This is a genomic window from Pseudomonas sp. 05N36, assembly GCF_056397385.1.
In genome coordinates, this window is the sequence record NZ_JBFTNH010000006.1 from 185242 (window position 1) to 202803 (window position 17562).

The 17562-nt window shown below is 61.2% G+C and carries 16 protein-coding genes; 11 read left to right on the forward strand and 5 right to left on the reverse strand.

Features of this window, described 5'->3' with window-relative positions:
- Positions 1-56: 56 nt before the first annotated feature.
- Complete coding sequence (locus AC1DIH_RS11125) at positions 57-401, reverse strand: pilin assembly protein (RefSeq protein ID WP_477771713.1); 345 nt, start codon at positions 399-401, stop codon at positions 57-59.
- A 194-nt stretch (positions 402-595) separates the two neighbouring features.
- On the opposite strand from AC1DIH_RS11125, the gene ppc reads away from it, so the two are divergent.
- The 7 genes from ppc to AC1DIH_RS11160 all read left to right on the forward strand — a co-directional run bounded on the left by ppc (position 596) and on the right by AC1DIH_RS11160 (position 7951).
- Positions 596-3226 carry a phosphoenolpyruvate carboxylase gene (gene ppc / locus AC1DIH_RS11130; protein WP_477771714.1) on the forward strand — a complete coding sequence of 877 codons (2631 nt, stop codon included), beginning with the start codon at positions 596-598 and terminating at the stop codon, positions 3224-3226.
- A 290-nt stretch (positions 3227-3516) separates the two neighbouring features.
- Positions 3517-4164 (forward strand): adenylate kinase, encoded by a 648-nt coding sequence (adk, locus tag AC1DIH_RS11135; protein ID WP_054595883.1) that lies wholly within the window; start codon positions 3517-3519, stop codon positions 4162-4164.
- 93 nt (positions 4165-4257) lie between these two features.
- The gene (gene tsaB, locus AC1DIH_RS11140; protein WP_477771715.1) at positions 4258-4932 is read left to right on the forward strand and encodes a tRNA (adenosine(37)-N6)-threonylcarbamoyltransferase complex dimerization subunit type 1 TsaB; all 675 of its coding nucleotides are present in this window, start codon (positions 4258-4260) and stop codon (positions 4930-4932) included.
- 280 nt (positions 4933-5212) lie between these two features.
- A complete protein-coding gene (locus tag AC1DIH_RS11145; RefSeq protein WP_427541063.1) occupies positions 5213-5521 on the forward strand; it encodes a hypothetical protein in 309 nt (102 codons plus the stop codon).
- Positions 5521-6381, forward strand: a complete 861-nt coding sequence (locus AC1DIH_RS11150) for a DUF72 domain-containing protein (RefSeq protein WP_477771716.1) — start codon at positions 5521-5523, stop codon at positions 6379-6381. Before AC1DIH_RS11145 ends, AC1DIH_RS11150 begins: the two co-directional genes overlap by 1 nt.
- Positions 6382-6414: 33 nt before the next feature.
- On the forward strand, positions 6415-7236 hold the full coding sequence (locus AC1DIH_RS11155; RefSeq protein ID WP_477771717.1) for an isocitrate lyase/PEP mutase family protein: 822 nt from the start codon (positions 6415-6417) through the stop codon (positions 7234-7236).
- 16 nt (positions 7237-7252) lie between these two features.
- On the forward strand, positions 7253-7951 hold the full coding sequence (locus tag AC1DIH_RS11160; RefSeq protein ID WP_477771718.1) for an extensin-like domain-containing protein: 699 nt from the start codon (positions 7253-7255) through the stop codon (positions 7949-7951).
- A 15-nt stretch (positions 7952-7966) separates the two neighbouring features.
- On the opposite strand, the gene AC1DIH_RS11165 is transcribed toward AC1DIH_RS11160, so the two are convergent.
- The gene (locus tag AC1DIH_RS11165; RefSeq protein ID WP_477771719.1) at positions 7967-8587 is read right to left on the reverse strand and encodes an energy transducer TonB; all 621 of its coding nucleotides are present in this window, start codon (positions 8585-8587) and stop codon (positions 7967-7969) included.
- 93 nt (positions 8588-8680) lie between these two features.
- Between AC1DIH_RS11165 and AC1DIH_RS11170 the strand changes: the two genes are divergently transcribed.
- Positions 8681-9463 (forward strand): class I SAM-dependent methyltransferase, encoded by a 783-nt coding sequence (locus AC1DIH_RS11170; protein WP_054595890.1) that lies wholly within the window; start codon positions 8681-8683, stop codon positions 9461-9463.
- A gap of 134 nt (positions 9464-9597) precedes the next feature.
- Here the strand turns inward: AC1DIH_RS11170 and AC1DIH_RS11175 are convergent, their stop codons facing one another.
- Positions 9598-10242 carry a TetR/AcrR family transcriptional regulator gene (locus AC1DIH_RS11175; protein WP_477771720.1) on the reverse strand — a complete coding sequence of 215 codons (645 nt, stop codon included), beginning with the start codon at positions 10240-10242 and terminating at the stop codon, positions 9598-9600.
- 93 nt (positions 10243-10335) lie between these two features.
- Between AC1DIH_RS11175 and AC1DIH_RS11180 the strand changes: the two genes are divergently transcribed.
- The 3 genes from AC1DIH_RS11180 to AC1DIH_RS11190 all read left to right on the forward strand — a co-directional run bounded on the left by AC1DIH_RS11180 (position 10336) and on the right by AC1DIH_RS11190 (position 15948).
- A complete protein-coding gene (locus AC1DIH_RS11180) occupies positions 10336-11424 on the forward strand; it encodes an efflux RND transporter periplasmic adaptor subunit (RefSeq protein WP_477771721.1) in 1089 nt (362 codons plus the stop codon).
- A gap of 6 nt (positions 11425-11430) precedes the next feature.
- Complete coding sequence (locus AC1DIH_RS11185; protein ID WP_477771722.1) at positions 11431-14496, forward strand: efflux RND transporter permease subunit; 3066 nt, start codon at positions 11431-11433, stop codon at positions 14494-14496.
- A gap of 96 nt (positions 14497-14592) precedes the next feature.
- Positions 14593-15948, forward strand: a complete 1356-nt coding sequence (locus AC1DIH_RS11190) for a Fic family protein (RefSeq protein ID WP_477771723.1) — start codon at positions 14593-14595, stop codon at positions 15946-15948.
- Positions 15949-16006: 58 nt separating this feature from the next.
- Here the strand turns inward: AC1DIH_RS11190 and AC1DIH_RS11195 are convergent, their stop codons facing one another.
- Together AC1DIH_RS11195 and AC1DIH_RS11200 are read right to left on the reverse strand one after the other, a co-directional pair.
- Positions 16007-16381, reverse strand: a complete 375-nt coding sequence (locus AC1DIH_RS11195; protein WP_427533458.1) for a DUF6124 family protein — start codon at positions 16379-16381, stop codon at positions 16007-16009.
- Between the two features lie 478 nt (positions 16382-16859).
- Positions 16860-17549, reverse strand: coding sequence for a DUF4197 domain-containing protein (locus AC1DIH_RS11200; RefSeq protein ID WP_477771724.1), 690 nt, complete (start codon positions 17547-17549; stop codon positions 16860-16862).
- Positions 17550-17562 lie beyond the last annotated feature (13 nt).

Consider the following 17562-nt stretch of genomic DNA (forward strand, 5'->3'; position numbering starts at 1 on the left):
GTCGAGTTACGACTGCTGCGGGTCCCGGCGGGAGCAAGCTCCCTCGCCACAGCTCCTCAGTGTTTTTGCTTGCCGTTCTGCGCTGATAAATCGTGCAAATGGCGCCGCGACAATTCGAGAAAACGCGGTGTCGGGCCAACGTCTTCATAGAGCGGGTCGCCTTCCTCATCGGTTGCGACCACATGCTGACCCTTGATGTAGGGGAAACTCGCTTCGAGTTCTTCCAGGGCGGCCCCGATCAGTTCGCCCAGCAGTTCTTCGGGGTGGCGTTTGGGGTACATCTCGATAAGCGCCGCCAACCGCGCCGCGGCTTCGACGTCCAGGTGAATGGTGTAGCCGGTCTTGGTCAAACGGCCTTTGGCGGTTTCTTCCCAATGCTGGGCTAGCTCACGGATTTTCATAATGACCTCAATAGGCACCTGCTGGTGGCAGGGGAGATGAGTGTCCGGCCGTGGCCGGTGGCAAGCCTTTGTACGGCTTATTCTTCAGACTAGCCCCAACCTTCGGGGTTTACCGTCGATTTGTCGTCTGACTTGTAAGAACCCGCTGTGGACGGCACTCTTGGAGTCGACCGCCATTCGCTGGAGAACTGCTGATGACTGATATCGATGCACGCTTGCGCGAGGATGTTCACCTGCTGGGTGAGTTGTTGGGCAACACCATTCGTGAGCAGTACGGGGATGGCTTTCTCGACAAGATCGAGCTGATCCGCAAGGGTGCCAAGGCTGACCGTCGTGGCTCGACGGACGCTGAACTGCGTGCCAGCCTCAACCAGTTGACTGAAGATGAACTGCTGCCAGTGGCGCGAGCGTTCAACCAGTTCCTGAACCTGGCGAACATCGCCGAGCAATATCAGTTGATTCACCGCCGCGAAGAGTCCCGACCGGCACCGTTCGAGGCGCGGGTGCTGCCCGAACTGCTCGCCCGCCTGCGGGCTGAAGGGCATGGCAGCGACGCGCTGGCGCGGCAATTGGGACGGTTGGAAATCGAACTGGTGCTGACGGCACACCCGACTGAAGTCGCCCGCCGGACCTTGATCCAGAAATACGACGCCATCGCCGCACAACTGGCGGCGCAGGATCACCGCGACCTGACCGGTGCCGAGCGCGAGCAGATCAAATCGACCTTGCAGCGCCTGATCGCCGAAGCCTGGCACACCGAAGAAATCCGCCGCACCCGGCCAACCCCGGTCGATGAAGCCAAGTGGGGCTTTGCGGTGATCGAGCATTCGCTGTGGCAGGCGATTCCCAACTACCTGCGCAAGGCCGACCAGGCCCTGCACGCGGCCACCKGTCTGCGCTTGCCGCTGGAGGCGGCGCCGATTCGCTTTGCCTCGTGGATGGGCGGCGACCGCGATGGCAACCCGAACGTCACCGCCGAGGTGACCCGTGAGGTCTTGTTGCTGGCGCGCTGGATGGCGGCTGATTTGTACTTGCGTGATGTCGATCATCTGGCCGCTGATTTGTCGATGCAGCAGGCCAGTACCGCGTTGCGGGCCAAGGTCGGGGACAGCGCCGAACCTTACCGTGCAGTGCTTAAACAGCTGCGTGAACGCCTGCGCGCGACCCGTAACTGGGCGCAGGCATCCTTGACCGCGAGCACCCCGGCACCGGCCGATGTGCTGCAGAATAACCGCGAGCTGCTGGACCCTCTGGAGCTGTGCTATCAGTCGCTGCATGAATGCGGCATGGGCGTGATCGCCGACGGCCCGTTGCTCGATTGCCTGCGTCGGGCGGTGACGTTCGGCCTGTTCCTGGTGCGACTCGACGTGCGCCAGGACTCGTCGCGGCATGCGTCGGCGATGACTGAAATCACCGACTACCTCGGGCTCGGTCGCTATGAAGACTGGGACGAGGAAGCGCGCATCAGCTTCCTGATGGGCGAGCTGAACAATCGTCGGCCACTCCTGCCGGCGTATTTCAAACCTTCGGCCGACACCGCCGAAGTCCTGGCGACGTGTCGTGAAATCGCCGCGGCACCGGCGGCGTCGCTCGGCTCGTATGTGATCTCCATGGCAGGCGCCGCGTCGGACGTGCTCGCCGTGCAGCTGCTGCTCAAAGAATCTGGCGTGTTGCGACCCATGCGCGTCGTGCCGCTGTTCGAAACCCTGGCTGACCTCGACAACGCCGGCCCGGTGATCGAGAAACTGTTGCTGCTGCCGGGTTACCGCTCGCGGTTGCAGGGCCCGCAGGAAGTGATGATCGGCTATTCCGACTCGGCCAAGGACGCCGGCACCACGGCGGCGGCCTGGGCTCAGTACCGGGCGCAGGAGCGCCTGGTGGATATCTGCCGCGAGCAACAAGTTGAACTGCTGTTGTTCCATGGTCGCGGCGGCACCGTGGGCCGTGGCGGTGGCCCGGCCCACGCGGCGATTCTGTCGCAGCCACCGGGGTCGGTGGCCGGGCGTTTCCGTACCACCGAGCAAGGGGAAATGATTCGGTTCAAATTCGGCCTGCCGGACATCGCCGAGCAAAACCTCAACCTGTATCTGGCCGCAGTGCTCGAAGCAACGCTGTTGCCGCCGCCACCGCCGGAACCGGCATGGCGCGGCCTGATGGACGAATTGGCGGCCGATGGCGTCAGCGCTTATCGCGCCGTGGTGCGGGAGAATCCGCAGTTCGTCGAGTATTTCCGTCAATCCACCCCCGAGCAGGAACTGGGGCGCTTGCCGCTCGGCAGCCGTCCGGCCAAACGTCGTGCCGGCGGGATCGAAAGCCTGCGGGCGATTCCGTGGATCTTCGGCTGGACCCAGACCCGCCTGATGCTGCCGGCCTGGCTCGGCTGGGAAGCGGCGTTGAGCAACGCCTTGGCGCGCGGTGAGGGTGAGTTGCTGGCGCAGATGCGTGAGCAGTGGCCGTTCTTCCGCACGCGCATCGACATGCTGGAGATGGTGCTGGCCAAGGCTGACGCGGACATCGCCCAGTCCTACGACGAGCGATTGGTTGCGCCTGATTTGCTACCTTTGGGGGTGCATTTACGCGACCTATTGTCGCAGGCGTGCTCTGTGGTCCTTGGCTTGACCGGTCAGTCGCAGCTGCTGGCACATAGCCCTGACACCCTGGAGTTCATCCGTTTGCGCAACACCTACCTCGATCCGCTACATCTATTGCAGGCTGAACTCCTGGCGCGCTCGCGACAGCCAGATGTGGTGCAGGGCAGCCCGGTGGAGCAAGCGTTGCTGGTGTCTGTGGCGGGGATTGCCGCCGGTTTACGGAATACCGGCTAAGGTTTTTTGCGAGATGTTGCAGGTGGTTTGACTGCGACAAGCGACCGGTCCGCGGGGGCCGGTTGCGGTTGTCAGGCGACACTTTGTTATGGGGTTGCGACTTGGATCGCCTCCTCGCCAGGGCGTAACAGGCACGGGTTGCTCCGACTTTCGGCGGCTTGTGTGGTCAGGGCCTGCTGTGTATCTTGATCAGCCTTTGGCCGTTTGGGCGGCCCACGACCCTATTTTTGAGATTGGCCCCACGCGGCAAATCCGATCGTTATCTAAATAAGAAATTGAGGAGCACATCGATGCGCGTCATTCTGCTGGGAGCTCCCGGGGCCGGTAAAGGTACTCAGGCTAAGTTCATCACTGAAAAATTCGCTATTCCACAGATCTCCACCGGCGACATGCTGCGTGCTGCCGTCAAGGCCGGCACCGAGCTGGGCATTAAAGCCAAGAGCATCATGGACGCAGGCGGCCTGGTCTCCGACGACCTGATCATCGCACTGGTCAAGGATCGTATCGCCCAGCCTGATTGCGCCAACGGCTTCCTGTTCGACGGTTTCCCGCGCACCATTCCTCAGGCTGAAGCCCTGGTCGATGCCGGTGTAGAACTGGATCACGTGGTTGAAATCGCCGTTGATGACGAAGAAATCGTCCAGCGTATCGCCGGTCGTCGTGTACACGAAGCCAGCGGCCGTGTTTACCACACCGTCTACAACCCGCCGAAAGTCGCGGGCCAGGACGACGTCACCGGCGAAGCGCTGGTGCAGCGTAAAGACGACACTGAAGAAACCGTGCGTCATCGTCTGTCGGTCTACCATTCCCAGACCAAGCCACTGGTGGATTTCTACCAGCAGCTGTCGGCTGCCCAAGGCAAGCCGAAGTACAGCCACATCGCAGGCGTCGGTTCGGTCGAAGCGATCACCGGCAAGGTGCTTGAAGCGCTGAGCTGAGAAAGCTGATTTGCTTTACCTACAACGGCCCGCTTGCGGGCCGTTGTTGTTTATACTGGCGCACTTTTTCCAACTCTCTTTACGGAAACATCGATGAGCACCTTGCTGGCCCTGGACACCGCGACTGAAGCTTGCTCCGTTGCCTTGCTGCATGACGGCAAGGTCACGAGTCATTACGAGGTGATCCCGCGCCTGCATGCGCAGAAGTTGTTGCCGATGATCCAGCAGTTGTTGGCGGATGCAGGCACCACCTTGCAAGCGGTCGATGCGATTGCCTTTGGTCGCGGCCCGGGTGCGTTCACTGGCGTGCGAATCGCCATTGGCGTGGTTCAGGGCCTGGCGTTTGCGCTGGATCGTCCGGTGTTGCCGGTGTCCAACCTGGCGGTATTGGCGCAGCGCGCATTGCGCGAGCACGGTGCACATCAGGTCGCGGCGGCCATCGATGCGCGGATGGATGAAGTCTATTGGGGCTGCTACCGTGAAACCGCCGGCGAAATGCGTCTGGTAGGGGCTGAAGCGGTGTTGCCGCCAGAAGTCGCGGCATTGCCGGCAGAGGCCTCGGGCGACTGGTTCGGCGCGGRCACCGGCTGGGGCTATGGCGAGCGCATCGCGGTCAACCTGATCGGCCAGGATGCCGGCATGTTGCCTCACGCCGAAGACTTGCTGACCCTGGCCCGTTTCGCCTGGGAACGCGGCGAAGGCATCCCGGCGGACGACGCGCAGCCGGTTTACCTGCGCGACAAAGTGGCAACCCCCAAAGCCCGGTAATCCGAGTGCTTTTGTGGCGAGGGAGCTTGCTCCCGCTGGGGTGCGAAGCGCCCCCAAAATCTGCAGCCTCATTTCGTCAGATGTACCGCGTCGGCTAATCTGCGGGCGCTTCGCCCCCGAGCGGGAGCAAGCTCCCTCGCCACAGGGGCGCAGCCAATGGTCAGTTTCTGCCGCGCGCCTTTAAACCTTTTCCGGTTTCTGTGCTCTAGTTATCACTTGGGAGTTTGCGCACATTGGTAAGTGCCGCTAAATTGCCATCATCGATAGAGAGTTTGTAACCATGCGCATAGACGGCTTTGCCTCTCAGTCCTACCCCATCAAGCGCAAGCCGCGTAAAGGCGACGTGTCGGTGGACGAGTCCCTCGAGGATATCGATGGCGAGCAGGAGTTTCCTTCTGAGGAGCAACTGGCCGCCCGCGCCGCCAAGGCTTCTGCGCAACGCCTGAGCAATCTCCCCGCCCGTCAGCAGGACATGATCTACCACCGCGCCATGAGCAAAAGCGTGGCGATGGCCCTGGCCAGCTACCTGAGCACCGCGGCTTTCGTCGATTGGGATATGGAAGTGCTGGGTCTCGACCTGCACATCTGATGCGGTTGCCTTATTACCTCGGTTGCCCGTCCTGGAGCGAAAACGCCTGGCGCGAGTACTTGTATCCGCAAAACGCCCGCCCCAATGAATTTCTCGACCTGTACTCACAGGTGTTCAACGCCGTTGAAGGCAACACCACGTTCTACGCCCGCCCTGCGCCGGCGACGGTGGAGCGCTGGGCGCAGACGATGCCGGAACATTTTCGCTTCACCGCCAAATTCCCCGGCGACATCAGCCACGGCGGCGACCTGCGCGAGCAACTGAGCGCCGCCGAAACCTTCGTGCAATTGCTCAGCCCACTCGGTGAGCGGGTTTCACCGCTCTGGCTGCAACTGTCGACAGCGTTCACCCCGCAACGGCTGGGCGAGCTGGCCGGGTTCATCGATGGGCTGCAGCGGCCGTTGGCCGTTGAAGTGCGGCATCGGGACTTCTTCGCCAAAGGCGATGCCGAGCGCAGGCTCAATCGGCTGTTGCTGGATCGTGGCGTGGAGCGCATTTGCCTCGATCCACGGGCGCTGTTCAGTTGCACGTCGACTGAACCTTCGGTGCTTCACGCGCAATCGAAAAAGCCCAAGGTGCCACCGCGTCCGGCGGCTTTTACTCAATTCCCGCAGGTGCGTTTCATCGGTCATCCGCTGCTTGAAGCCAACGATACGTTCCTGACGCCGTGGGTCGAGAAAATCGCCGAATGGATCGAAGAGGGCCGCACGCCGTACATCTTCCTGCACACCGCCGACAACTTGCTGGCCGCCGCTTTGGCACAACGCTTTCATACTCGGTTGATGGCGCGTTTGCCTGGCTTGCCGGCGCTGCCTGAGCTATACAGAGAACCCGCCGCCGAGCAGCTTGGGTTGCTCTGACGACGGGCCTATCCCTTCTGCAGGAGTGAGCCAATGGATGCGCAAACCCTTAAAGCTCAGGCCTTCAAGGCCTTACACGAAGGTGCCGGAGCTTTTGTGATCCCCAACCCGTGGGACGCCGGCTCGGCAAAAATGCTTGCCGGCCTGGGTTACCAGGCGCTGGCGACCACCAGTGCCGGTTATGCTTTTTCGCTGGGCCGCCCGGATGGCGCGGTCAAGCTCGAAGAGACACTGGTCAACGTTCGGGCGATTGTCGCCGCGAGCGATCTGCCGGTGGCAGTCGATCTGGAAAACGGTTTTGCCGACAGCCCGCAGGAATCCGCCGAGAGCTTGCTACGCGCCGCCGCTGCTGGTGCGGTCGGTGGCTCGATCGAAGACGCTACCGGCCGTGAAGACGGCCCGATTTACTGCTTTGAACACGCCGTCGCACGAATCGAAGCGGCGGTCGCGGCTGCGCGCAGTTTGCCGTTCCCGTTCACCCTGACCGCGCGTGCCGAGAATTACCTGCACGGTAATCCGGACCTGGCCGACACCATTCGCCGCTTGCAGGCCTTTGCCGAGGCGGGCGCCGATGTGCTGTATGCGCCGGGCCTGCGCAACGCCGAAGAGATACTGGCGGTGGTCCGCGCCGTGGCGCCGAAACCGGTCAATGTGCTGATGTCCGGCGGTCTCAAGTTGAACGTCGCGCAGCTCAGTGAAATGGGCGTCAAGCGGATCAGTGTCGGCTCGGCCATGGCCCGTGCGGCCTACGGCGCGTTCTATCAGGCCGCGCAGGAAATTCAGTCGCACGGCACCTTCGATTTCGCCGACCGCGCGCTGCCGTTCGGGCAGATCAATCAACTGTTCAAAGGCTGACCCACAGGGAGTTGTCGTGCGGTTTCTGAAAGTGCTGTTGGCGGTGATGCTGGTGATGGGCGGCTTGCTGGTGGGTGTCTGGCGCGGTTGGCTGCCGTTGCCAGCGGCCTGGAACCCTTGGGCGCCGCTGGATGTCCGGGCCACGCCGAACCTGCTGACGCGCTTCAAATTGATGAGACTGCGCGATAACCCTGAACTCTGCGACCAGGTGCTCAACGGTGCCGGGTTGAAGTTCACCCGCCAGGCCGACAGCAACCCGGACGTCGATTGCCCGCTGAACAACACCCTGCGCGTGCAGGGCGGCGAGGTGGCGCTGAGCAGCAGCTTTCTCGCCAGTTGCCCGCTGGCGGTGGCGTTTGTGCTGTTCGAGCGGCATGCCCTGCAACCGGCGGCGCAGGCCACGTATGGGCAGGCGGTGGCGCGGGTCGATCACCTCGGCAGTTTTGCCTGCCGCAACATGTACAACCTCGAAAACGGCTCGCGCAGCCAGCACGCGACGGCCGATGCACTGGATATCGCCGGCTTTCGCCTGGCGGACGGGCGCAGTATCAGCGTGCTGCGAGACTGGCCGAAGGACAATGACGATGCGCGTTTTCTACGCAAGGTTCGCGATGGCGCGTGTGACATGTTCAGCGTGGTATTGAGCCCGGACTACAACGCTGCCCATCGCAACCATTTTCATCTGGATGTCGGGCCGTGGTGGGTGTGTCGCTGAAGCTGAAGTTGAGGTTCAGGCGGCGATGCGCAGGTTCTGCAGGACGATCGGGCGAGCCCAGCCGTTATCAAAATCGAATTGCTTCTGTTGCTCGACCAGCTCTTCATGCGGATAAGGGGTTGCCGGTTTATCCAGCAGGTCGAGTTCGAACTCGGCAATCGGCAGGTGCAACGGACGCGGTTGCGGTGCCGGGCCTGGCGCAGGCAATGGCTGACCGGCGGCCAGGACGATCGGGCGCACCCAAGCGCTTTCGAAGTCTTGTTGCTTCTGTTGCGCGAGAATTTCTTGCGGCGGGAACGGCGGGAACGGTTTGTCGGCCAGGTCCATTTCGAACTCGGCAATCGGCAGGAACAGCGGCTCAGGCGGACGGACTTCGGTGTCCTTCACGTTGCAGGCGCGCTGCGTGACGATGTGTTCGAGCAGTTCAGCGCCAACGGTCGGTTCGACCGGGCCATCGATGGCGACGGGGGTGTAACTGCCTGGCGCCGGTGCAGCATCGCCCAAATGATCGGCCAGTGCCTGGGCAAAAAAATCCTGCCACAGGTGACTGACGCCGCTCAGTGCTTGGGAATTACGCAGGCCATAATCGCCGTGGGGCGAGATGTAGCCTACTGATGTGCGTTGAATGTCTGACATTTCTCTCGGTCGACGCTCAGCTCTGGCAAAATGCTCGATAGTTTTGTTATCGGCCGTTTTTGCCGATCATTAATTTTTTGAGTGTGTTTTCTGATGAGTGAGCAACCCGCGGCCAGCCGCATCAAAGTCCAGGCCCTGGCCGAAGCGTTTCAGGCACGCGCCGAGCACTGGGCCGAGCGATTGAACTTGCCGTTGCTGCTGGACGATGCCGAGTTTGCATTGCAAGTGGGTGAGCACGGCTTGCAACTGCAACAGCTCGGCCCGGACGCACCGGGACCGGTGCGGGTGGACTTCGTCGAGGGCGGCGCGGCCCATCGCCGGTTGTACGGTGGCGGCAGCGGCCAGATGATCGCCAAGGCTGTCGGCGTCGCTCAAGGCGTGCGGCCGAAGGTGCTGGATGCCACGGCGGGGCTGGGCAAGGATGGTTTTGTGCTGGCAAGCCTGGGCTGCGAAATGAGCCTGATCGAGCGTCAGCCGTTGATTGGCGCGTTGCTCGAAGACGGTTTGGCCCGCGCGGCGGAAGATTTTGAGGTGGCGCCGATCGTGGCGCGGATGACCTTGCTCAAGGGCAACTCGATCGAGTTGATGCGCAACTGGGAAGGTGAGCCGCCGCAGGTGATCTACCTCGATCCGATGTTCCCGCATCGTGAGAAAACCGCGTTGGTGAAGAAGGAAATGCGCCTGTTTCGCCCGCTGGTAGGCGATGACCCGGATGCACCGGCCCTGCTTCAAGCTGCACTCGCACTGGCCAGCCACCGAGTGGTGGTCAAGCGCCCGCGCAAGGCGCCGTGCATCGAAGGGCCAAAGCCGAGCCATGCGCTGGACGGCAAGTCCAGCCGCTACGACATCTACCCCAAGAAAGCGCTCAAGCCTTAAGACCGTGTTGCTCCCATCGCGAGCAGGCTCGCTCCCACAATGGATCGGTGCTGACCACAAATCCTGTGACCAACCGAAAACCCTGTGGGAGCGAGCCTGCTCGCGATAGCGTCCGCCCAGACGCTACATATCTATCAGGCCGAACCCGGCCGATACGCCCGCATAAACAACCCCACCACTTCCTGTATGTGAGCCTCGGCCGCGTCCCCGGTCAAGGGTTCGCCGCAGCCGAAGAGCAAGCGAAAATTCGCTGCGCCTTTGAGCAGGCAGAAGAAGTGCTCGGCGGCATTGAGCGGCTTGTCGATGCTCAAGGCGCCGATCTGGTCGACCTTCGTCAGCAAGCGTTCCATGCCCTGCAACATCCGCTGCGGACCTGCCTCGAAGAAGATCAGCGAGAGTTTCGGGTCCTGACTCCCCAGCGTCATGATCAGGCGATGCAGGTTCACCGATTCATCGCTGTTGATCAGCAGATGAAAGCCTCGGGCGATGTTCAACAGCACATTCTCGATCGGCATGCCGTCGGGCAGTTCGAAGAACAGAGTAGGCAATTGCGCTTCGCATTTGGCCATCACCGCACAGGAGAACAGCGTCTCCTTGTCGTTGAAGTGACTGTAAACAGTCAGCTTTGATACTCCGGCCTCAGCCGCCACCGCGTCCATGCTGGTGCTTGCGTAACCATTGCTCAGAAAAAGGCGTTTCGCCGCCTCAAGGATCGCCTCGCGCTTGGCGAGATCCTTCGGGCGACCGGGGCCGTTGGGTGCTGGAAGATTGTTGGACATTTTTCGCTTTAATACTGGACTGGTGAGTTTGCTATTAATAACATACCGGCCAGTATAATTATTCAAAACCCCATTAGCGAAGGATCGTTCACCATGTCGCGCTTTGCGTTGCCAGTCAGCCTGGCATTCCTGTTGTCTGCGTGCGGCCACGAAGAGCCGGTGCAAGTCACCGTGCGTCCGGCCATGGTGGTTCAGCCTGAGCCTTCCGCGCAGGCGATGGACAGCTATCCCGGCGAAGTTCGCGCACGTTATGAGCCAGACCTGGCCTTCCGTATCGGCGGCAAAGTCAGCCGACGACTGGTCGAGGAAGGTGAGCGGGTCAAGGCCAACCAGCCGCTGGCAGAACTCGATCCCCAGGACGTGCGCCTGCAACTGGAAGCAACTCGTGCGCAGGTTGCTGCCGCTGAGGCCAACCTGAACCTGGTGCGTGCCGAGCGTGATCGCTACAAGACCCTGATGGACCGTCAGATGGTCAGCCGCTCGCAGTACGACAATTCTGAAAATCTCTACCGCTCCGGCGAAGCACGGCTCAAGCAGATCAAGGCCGAGTTCGACGTGGCCAGCAACCAGGCCAGCTACGCTGTGCTGCGCGCCCCGCATGACGGTGTCGTGGCCAAGCGCTCCGTGGAAGTCGGGCAAGTGGTGGCCGCCGGGCAGACCGCCTTCACCCTGGCCACCGACGGCGAGCGTGAAGTGCTGATCAGCCTGCCAGAGCAAAACTTCGGCCGTTTCAAGGTTGGCCAGCCGGTCACCGTTGAACTCTGGACCCAGCAAGGCCAGCGGTTCGCCGGGAGCATTCGTGAACTGTCGCCGGCCGCCGATCCAAAATCTCGGACCTTTGCCGCGCGCATCACCTTTAGCGCTGGCAAGGTGCCGGCCGAGCTTGGCCAAAGCGCCCGGGTATTCATTCAACTGGCTGACGTGGTGCCGCTGTCGGTGCCGCTCTCGGCGCTCACCGCAGAAAACGGCGCGACGTACGTCTGGGTTGTCGGTGCCAACAACACCCTGAAAAAGGCCCCGGTTCGTGTCGGCGCCTTCGGCGAGAAAACCGTGCCGGTGCTTGACGGCCTCAACCCCAGCGACTGGGTGGTAGCCGCTGGCGTTCATGTGCTCCACGAGGGCCAGCAAGTACGGCCGGTGGATCGCTCCAACCGCGTGGTCAATCTGGCGGTCAAGGAGTAATCCCCGATGCGTTTCAACCTTTCCGAATGGGCGCTGCATAACCGCCAGATCGTACTGTTCCTGATGATTTTGCTGGCGGTCGTCGGCGCGCTGTCCTACACCAAGCTGGGCCAGAGTGAAGACCCGCCGTTCACCTTCAAGGCCATGGTGATCAGGACCAGTTGGCCGGGCGCGACGGCCCAGGAAGTCTCGCGGCAAGTCACCGAGCGCATTGAAAAGAAGCTGATGGAAACCGGCGAGTACGAGCGGATTGTCTCGTTTTCTCGCCCCGGTGAATCCCAGGTGACTTTCATGGCCCGGGACTCGATGCATTCGGCGCAGATCCCCGACCTCTGGTATCAGGTGCGCAAGAAGATCAGCGACATTCGCCAGACCTTGCCGCCAGGGATCCAGGGACCGTTCTTCAACGATGAATTCGGCACCACCTTCGGCAATATCTATGCGCTGACCGGCGAGGGCTTCGATTACGCGGTGCTCAAGGATTACGCCGACCGTATCCAGATCCAGCTGCAACGGGTCAAGGATGTGGGCAAGGTCGACTTGCTCGGGCTGCAGGACGAGAAAATCTGGATCGAACTGTCCAACGTCAAACTCGCCACCCTGGGATTACCGTTGGCCACGGTGCAGCAAGCGCTGGAAGAACAGAACGCGATGTCCAACGCCGGGTTCTTCGAAACCTCCAGCGAGCGTTTGCAACTGCGGGTGACGGGCAATTTCCAGACGGTCGACCAGATCAGGGATTTTCCGATCCGTGTTGGCGACCGGACCTTCCGTATCGGCGATGTGGCTGATGTGCACCGTGGCTTCAACGATCCACCGGCACCGCGCATGCGTTTCATGGGCGAGGACGCGATCGGCCTGGCCGTGGCGATGAAGGATGGCGGCGACATTCTGGTGCTCGGCAAGGCGCTGGAGCTGGAGTTCGAGCGTATCCAGAAAAACCTGCCGGCCGGTATGCAACTGCGCAAGGTCTCCGACCAGCCGGCCGCGGTGAAAAGCAGCGTCGGCGAGTTCGTCCAGGTGCTGGTGGAAGCGTTGGCGATTGTCTTGCTGGTGAGCTTCTTCTCCCTCGGTGTGCGCACTGGCATGGTGGTCGCCCTGGTGATTCCGCTGGTGCTGGCAATGACGTTTGCCTGCATGTATTACCTCGGAATCGGCCTGCACAAGATCTCTCTCGGCGCGTTGGTGCTGGCCTTGGGATTGCTGGTGGACGACGCGATCATCGCCGTGGAAATGATGGCGATCAAAATGGAGCAGGGCTACGACCGGCTCAAGGCTGCCAGCTTTGCCTGGACCAGCACCGCATTCCCGATGCTCACCGGGACGTTGATCACCGCGGCCGGCTTCCTGCCGATTGCCACCGCGCAATCCGGCACCGGTGAATACACCCGCTCGATCTTCCAGGTGGTGACCATCGCGTTGCTGGCCTCGTGGGTCGCCGCGGTGATGTTTGTGCCCTATCTGGGTGAAAAACTCCTGCCGGACCTGGCGAAAATTCACGCCGCCAAACACGGTGCCGGTCAGCCGGACCCCTACGGCACACCGTTCTATCAACGCGTCCGGCGTCTGGTGGAGTGGTGCGTGCGGCGCCGCAAAACCGTGATTGCGTTGACCATCCTGCTGTTCGTGGCTTCGGTGCTGCTGTTCCGTTTTGTGCCGCAACAGTTCTTCCCGGCTTCTGGGCGCCTGGAACTGATGGTTGATCTGAAACTGGCCGAAGGCGCCTCGTTGAGCAACACCAACGAGGAGGTCAAGCGGCTGGAGGCGATGCTTAAGGAGCGCGCGGGCATCGACAACTATGTCGCGTATGTCGGCACCGGTTCGCCGCGTTTTTACCTGCCGCTGGACCAGCAATTGCCGGCAGCGAGTTTCGCGCAATTTGTGGTCCTGGCAAAAACCATCGAGGAGCGCGAAAGCCTGCGCACCTGGCTGATCGAAACCCTGAACGAACAATTCCCGGCCTTGCGCTCGCGGGTCACGCGCCTGGAAAACGGTCCGCCAGTGGGGTATCCGGTGCAGTTCCGGGTCACCGGTGAACACATTGAAGAGGTCCGCGCGCTGGCACGTAAAGTCGCGGCCAAGGTGCGTGAGAACCCGCATGTGGTCAACGTGCACCTGGACTGGGAAGAACCGAGCAAAGTGGTGTACCTGAACGTCGATCAGGACCGCGCGCGGGCCTTGGGCGTGAGCACGGCAAACCTGTCGAGGTTCTTGCAAAGCTCGCTGACCGGCTCAAGCGTCAGCCAGTACCGTGAAGACAACGAGTTGATCGAGATCCTCTTGCGCGGCACCTTGCACGAACGCACCGAACTGTCGCGGCTGTCGAGCCTGGCGGTGCCGACCGACAACGGCAAAAGCGTCGCGCTGTCACAGGTGGCGACCCTGGAATATGGCTTCGAAGAAGGCATTATCTGGCACCGCAACCGCTTGCCAAACGTGACGATTCGCGCCGACATCTATGACAAGGAGCAGCCGGCAACCCTGGTTAAGCAGATCCTTCCGACACTCGAGCCGATTCGCGCCGAATTGCCTGACGGCTATTTGCTGGACGTCGGCGGCACGGTAGAAGACTCGACCCGTGGCCAGGATTCGGTGAATGCCGGCGTGCCGTTGTTCATCGTGGTTGTGCTGACCTTGCTGATGCTGCAACTGCGCAGCTTCTCACGCACGGCGATGGTGTTTCTGACAGCGCCGTTGGGATTGATCGGTGTCACCTTGTTCCTGATGGTGTTCCGTCAGCCGTTCGGTTTCGTGGCCATGCTCGGGACCATCGCGCTGTCGGGGATGATCATGCGTAACTCGGTGATCCTGGTCGACCAGATCGAACAGGACATCCTCGCCGGGCTCAAACCCTGGCAAGCGATCATCGAAGCCACGGTGCGGCGCTTCCGGCCTATCGTGCTGACCGCACTGGCGGCCGTGCTGGCGATGATTCCGCTGTCGCGCAGCGTGTTCTTCGGCCCGATGGCGGTAGCGATCATGGGCGGCTTGATCGTCGCGACGGCGCTGACCTTGCTGTTCCTGCCGGCGCTGTATGCGGCGTGGTTCAGGGTCAAGAAAGAACCAGTCTGATCCCGGCAGTGCCTTGTCTCAATTTTTTGAGAAATTGAGACAAGGCTGCTTCTGTGTTGTACTCATAACTCAGTTTCGCGAGTTTTTGAGACAGCGATGATAAAAAGCCCTCCAGTCATAGACCCGAGCCTGTTCGAAGCGCTCAGCCAGTCACCTCACAAGGAAAAGCTGGTCGACTACCTGGCACTGCTCAAGCCGCTGGATGATCAGGGGCGTTACTTGCCGTTCGATGATCTGCGTTTTCGCTGGCCGCCCGGTCTTGATCCGACCTTATGCTGGGCCTTGGTGAAAAAGGCCCGGGTGGCGCAATACGTGCGCTTGTTGCCGCTGGGCGAGCCGAGCCAATGGGGCCAGTTCGTCCTGACACCGCTGGCACAGAAAACCCTCTCGACGGTTGATCGTCAGGCCACGACCGCCGCGCTGGAATACATGACTCATCATATCGGTGAGACGGCGCATTTCAGTTACCTGCTCAATGACCTGATCGAAGACGAAGCGATCAGCAGTAGCCAGCTTGAGGGCGCCGCGACCACCACGCTGGTGGCCAAGGACATGCTCAAGCGCAATCGCCTGCCGCGTACCCCGGACGAGCGGATGGTCATCGGCAACTACAAAATGATGATCTTCGCCTGGGAAAAACGTCACGAGCCATTGAGTGTCGAGCTGATCCGGCAACTGCATCGTGTCGGTGTCGAAGGCATTGATGACGCGCTGTATTCGCCGGGACTTTTTCGCAGCAATGATCAAGTGGTGGTGCAGGATGGCGAAGGCCATACCGTTCATACACCGCCGCCAGCCGCCGGTATCAGCGCTCGGCTCAACGGATTGGCGAGCTGGATCAACCAGCCCCACGACGACCCTCTGGGCGTTGATTATGTGCACCCGATGATCAAGGCCATCGCCCTGCATTTTGCCTTGGGTTACGAGCATCCGTTCCGCGATGGCAATGGCCGGGTGGCACGGGCGTTGTTTTACTGGTTCATGTTCAAGAATGACTTCTCGGCATTTCGCTACATCGCGATCAGCATTCTGCTGCGCAATGCACCGGTGAAGTACGGTCGGTCTTATGTGCATACCGAGAGTGACGGGCTGGACCTGACTTACTTCATCGATTACCAGTGTTCGGTGATTTTGCGGGCAGTAACCGGGTTCACGGCGGCTTATCAAAAAAGCCTGGTTTACGCCGAAGGTTTTGATCGCTGGCTGGAGGAATCCGGGCTTTTCGAGCAGTTGACCGAGAAGCAGCGCACGCTGTTTCAGATTGCCAAGAGCGGCAGGGCCAAGGAATTCACCGCGGTCAATGTGAAGGAAAACCTGGACTGCTCCTACAACACGGCGGCGACGACCCTGAACGGTTTGGTTGAGTTGAAGCTGTTCGAGAAGAAAAAGATGGGCCGTGAGTGGGTGTTCTTTTTACGCGAGTCATCACACATCAAAACAGACTGGTCGTAGGCTGCGATCCAAACATCAAAAGATCGCAGCCTGCGGCAGCTTCTACGCGGTGGTGCTGTTAAGTCTCTGGCTGATCAACGTTATCCAGCGCGCGGTTCACCGCCAGTTCTGCCAGGGCCACCATCTGCTGAATTGCCAGTGCGCTGTTGCGTTTGGGGCCGTCGAGTTCAAACGCCAGGTCGCTGGCCATGACATTGGCCGAGGCCAGGGTTTCGCAGGCGTGGGCCAGCAGGGTTTCGCTGTCGACCTCTGGGGCGATGACGAAGATGCAGCTGGGGCGGCGGTCGGTCAGTAGTTTCTTGGTTTCAGGCAACAGCAGGTAATGATCGAGCGCCCGGTGGGCGGCGGCGTGGAGTTCTTTCGAGTCGAGGGACGCGTAGGGGGAGACGCTTTCGGCGTCGGCTTCGGGGGGATTGGGTGTGGGCTTGAACATGGCGAAACTCCTAGTACGTAAGTAAGGAGCCGACACCATCGCTACCAAACGATTAGGGTGGCGGYCATACGCAGGTTGGTAGACCGGTGTACTAGGAACCCGGCGCACCCGAAGGCGCCCTGCGCACGGCCACCATYTTGCAGAGGCCAAAATATGGCGCCGCAGAAGTGACGCTTTGCGCCTAGTACCACCGGGCTACCAAACCCGATCGCTGATTTTCAGCGACCCGGAGACGATAGAGCCCAGTACCCAAGCGCACAAGCCGGCGGATTCTGGCGTAGGTGTAGGGCGCAACGCAAGACGCTGTGGCTCGTGACGAACGCAGTCACCATGCAATTAAACACCACCAATCTAATGTGGGAGCGAGCCTGCTCGCGAAGACGGCGGCACATCCAGCATCAATGTTGACTGACCCATCGCCATTGCGAGCAGGCTCGCTCCCACAGGGATTGCATTTAACCGACAGCGGGGGGCGGGGTTAGAGCAAGCCGAAGACTTTCTTCGCCAGGCTGGTCGCGGCTTCCGCCGGGTTGGCGCGGATGCCTTCTTCTTTCTGGGCGATCATCTTGAACAGGCCGTCCAGGGCCTTTTCCGTCACGTAGCCTTCAACGTTGGCACTCTTGGCATCAAGCACGCCGAAGGTTGCCGCCTGGCTGGCGAACGAGTTGTACTGCTTGGCCAGGCCCACCTGGTCGGTGGCCTGCTTGACGATCGGCAGGAACTTGGCGCGGATTTGTTCGCGGCTGGTCTTGTCCAGGTACTGGGTGGCCGAATCCTTGCCGCCGGTGAGGATGCCCTTGGCATCGGTCACGGTCATCTTTTTCACCGCATCCACCAGCAGCGCCTGGGCCTGCCGCATGGCCGCTTCCGCTGCCTTGTTCATGCTGGTTTCCAGTTGATCGACCTGAGCGCCCATGCCGAACTGTTTCATCTTGCTGGCGACCTTGCCCAGTTTGCCCGGCAGTTCGATCTTCACTTCAGGGTTGTTGCTGAAGCCGCCCGGTTTGCCAAGCGTGGTGACGGCGGCTACGGCCCCCTGGGCCAAGGCGTCTTTGAGGCCGCCCGAGGCTTCTCCCTCGGAAAGGCTGCCCAGCGACAGGGCCAGCGCGCTGGCGGAGATCATCAAGCCTGCACACAGGCTGGCGAAGCGAAGGGTAGGGCGGAGCATGGCAGTTTCCTTG

Bases quoted from the DNA above. Each gene is read 5' to 3' on its own strand.
- AC1DIH_RS11125 (WP_477771713.1), bottom strand. From the start codon at position 401: ATGAAAATCCGTGAGCTAGCCCAGCATTGGGAAGAAACCGCCAAAGGC.
- adk (WP_054595883.1), top strand. From the start codon at position 3,517: ATGCGCGTCATTCTGCTGGGAGCTCCCGGGGCCGGTAAAGGTACTCAG.
- AC1DIH_RS11145 (WP_427541063.1), top strand. From the start codon at position 5,213: ATGCGCATAGACGGCTTTGCCTCTCAGTCCTACCCCATCAAGCGCAAG.
- AC1DIH_RS11150 (WP_477771716.1), top strand. From the start codon at position 5,521: ATGCGGTTGCCTTATTACCTCGGTTGCCCGTCCTGGAGCGAAAACGCC.
- AC1DIH_RS11155 (WP_477771717.1), top strand. From the start codon at position 6,415: ATGGATGCGCAAACCCTTAAAGCTCAGGCCTTCAAGGCCTTACACGAA.
- AC1DIH_RS11165 (WP_477771719.1), bottom strand. From the start codon at position 8,587: ATGTCAGACATTCAACGCACATCAGTAGGCTACATCTCGCCCCACGGC.
- AC1DIH_RS11170 (WP_054595890.1), top strand. From the start codon at position 8,681: ATGAGTGAGCAACCCGCGGCCAGCCGCATCAAAGTCCAGGCCCTGGCC.
- AC1DIH_RS11175 (WP_477771720.1), bottom strand. From the start codon at position 10,242: ATGTCCAACAATCTTCCAGCACCCAACGGCCCCGGTCGCCCGAAGGAT.
- AC1DIH_RS11180 (WP_477771721.1), top strand. From the start codon at position 10,336: ATGTCGCGCTTTGCGTTGCCAGTCAGCCTGGCATTCCTGTTGTCTGCG.
- AC1DIH_RS11185 (WP_477771722.1), top strand. From the start codon at position 11,431: ATGCGTTTCAACCTTTCCGAATGGGCGCTGCATAACCGCCAGATCGTA.
- AC1DIH_RS11190 (WP_477771723.1), top strand. From the start codon at position 14,593: ATGATAAAAAGCCCTCCAGTCATAGACCCGAGCCTGTTCGAAGCGCTC.
- AC1DIH_RS11195 (WP_427533458.1), bottom strand. From the start codon at position 16,381: ATGTTCAAGCCCACACCCAATCCCCCCGAAGCCGACGCCGAAAGCGTC.
- AC1DIH_RS11200 (WP_477771724.1), bottom strand. From the start codon at position 17,549: ATGCTCCGCCCTACCCTTCGCTTCGCCAGCCTGTGTGCAGGCTTGATG.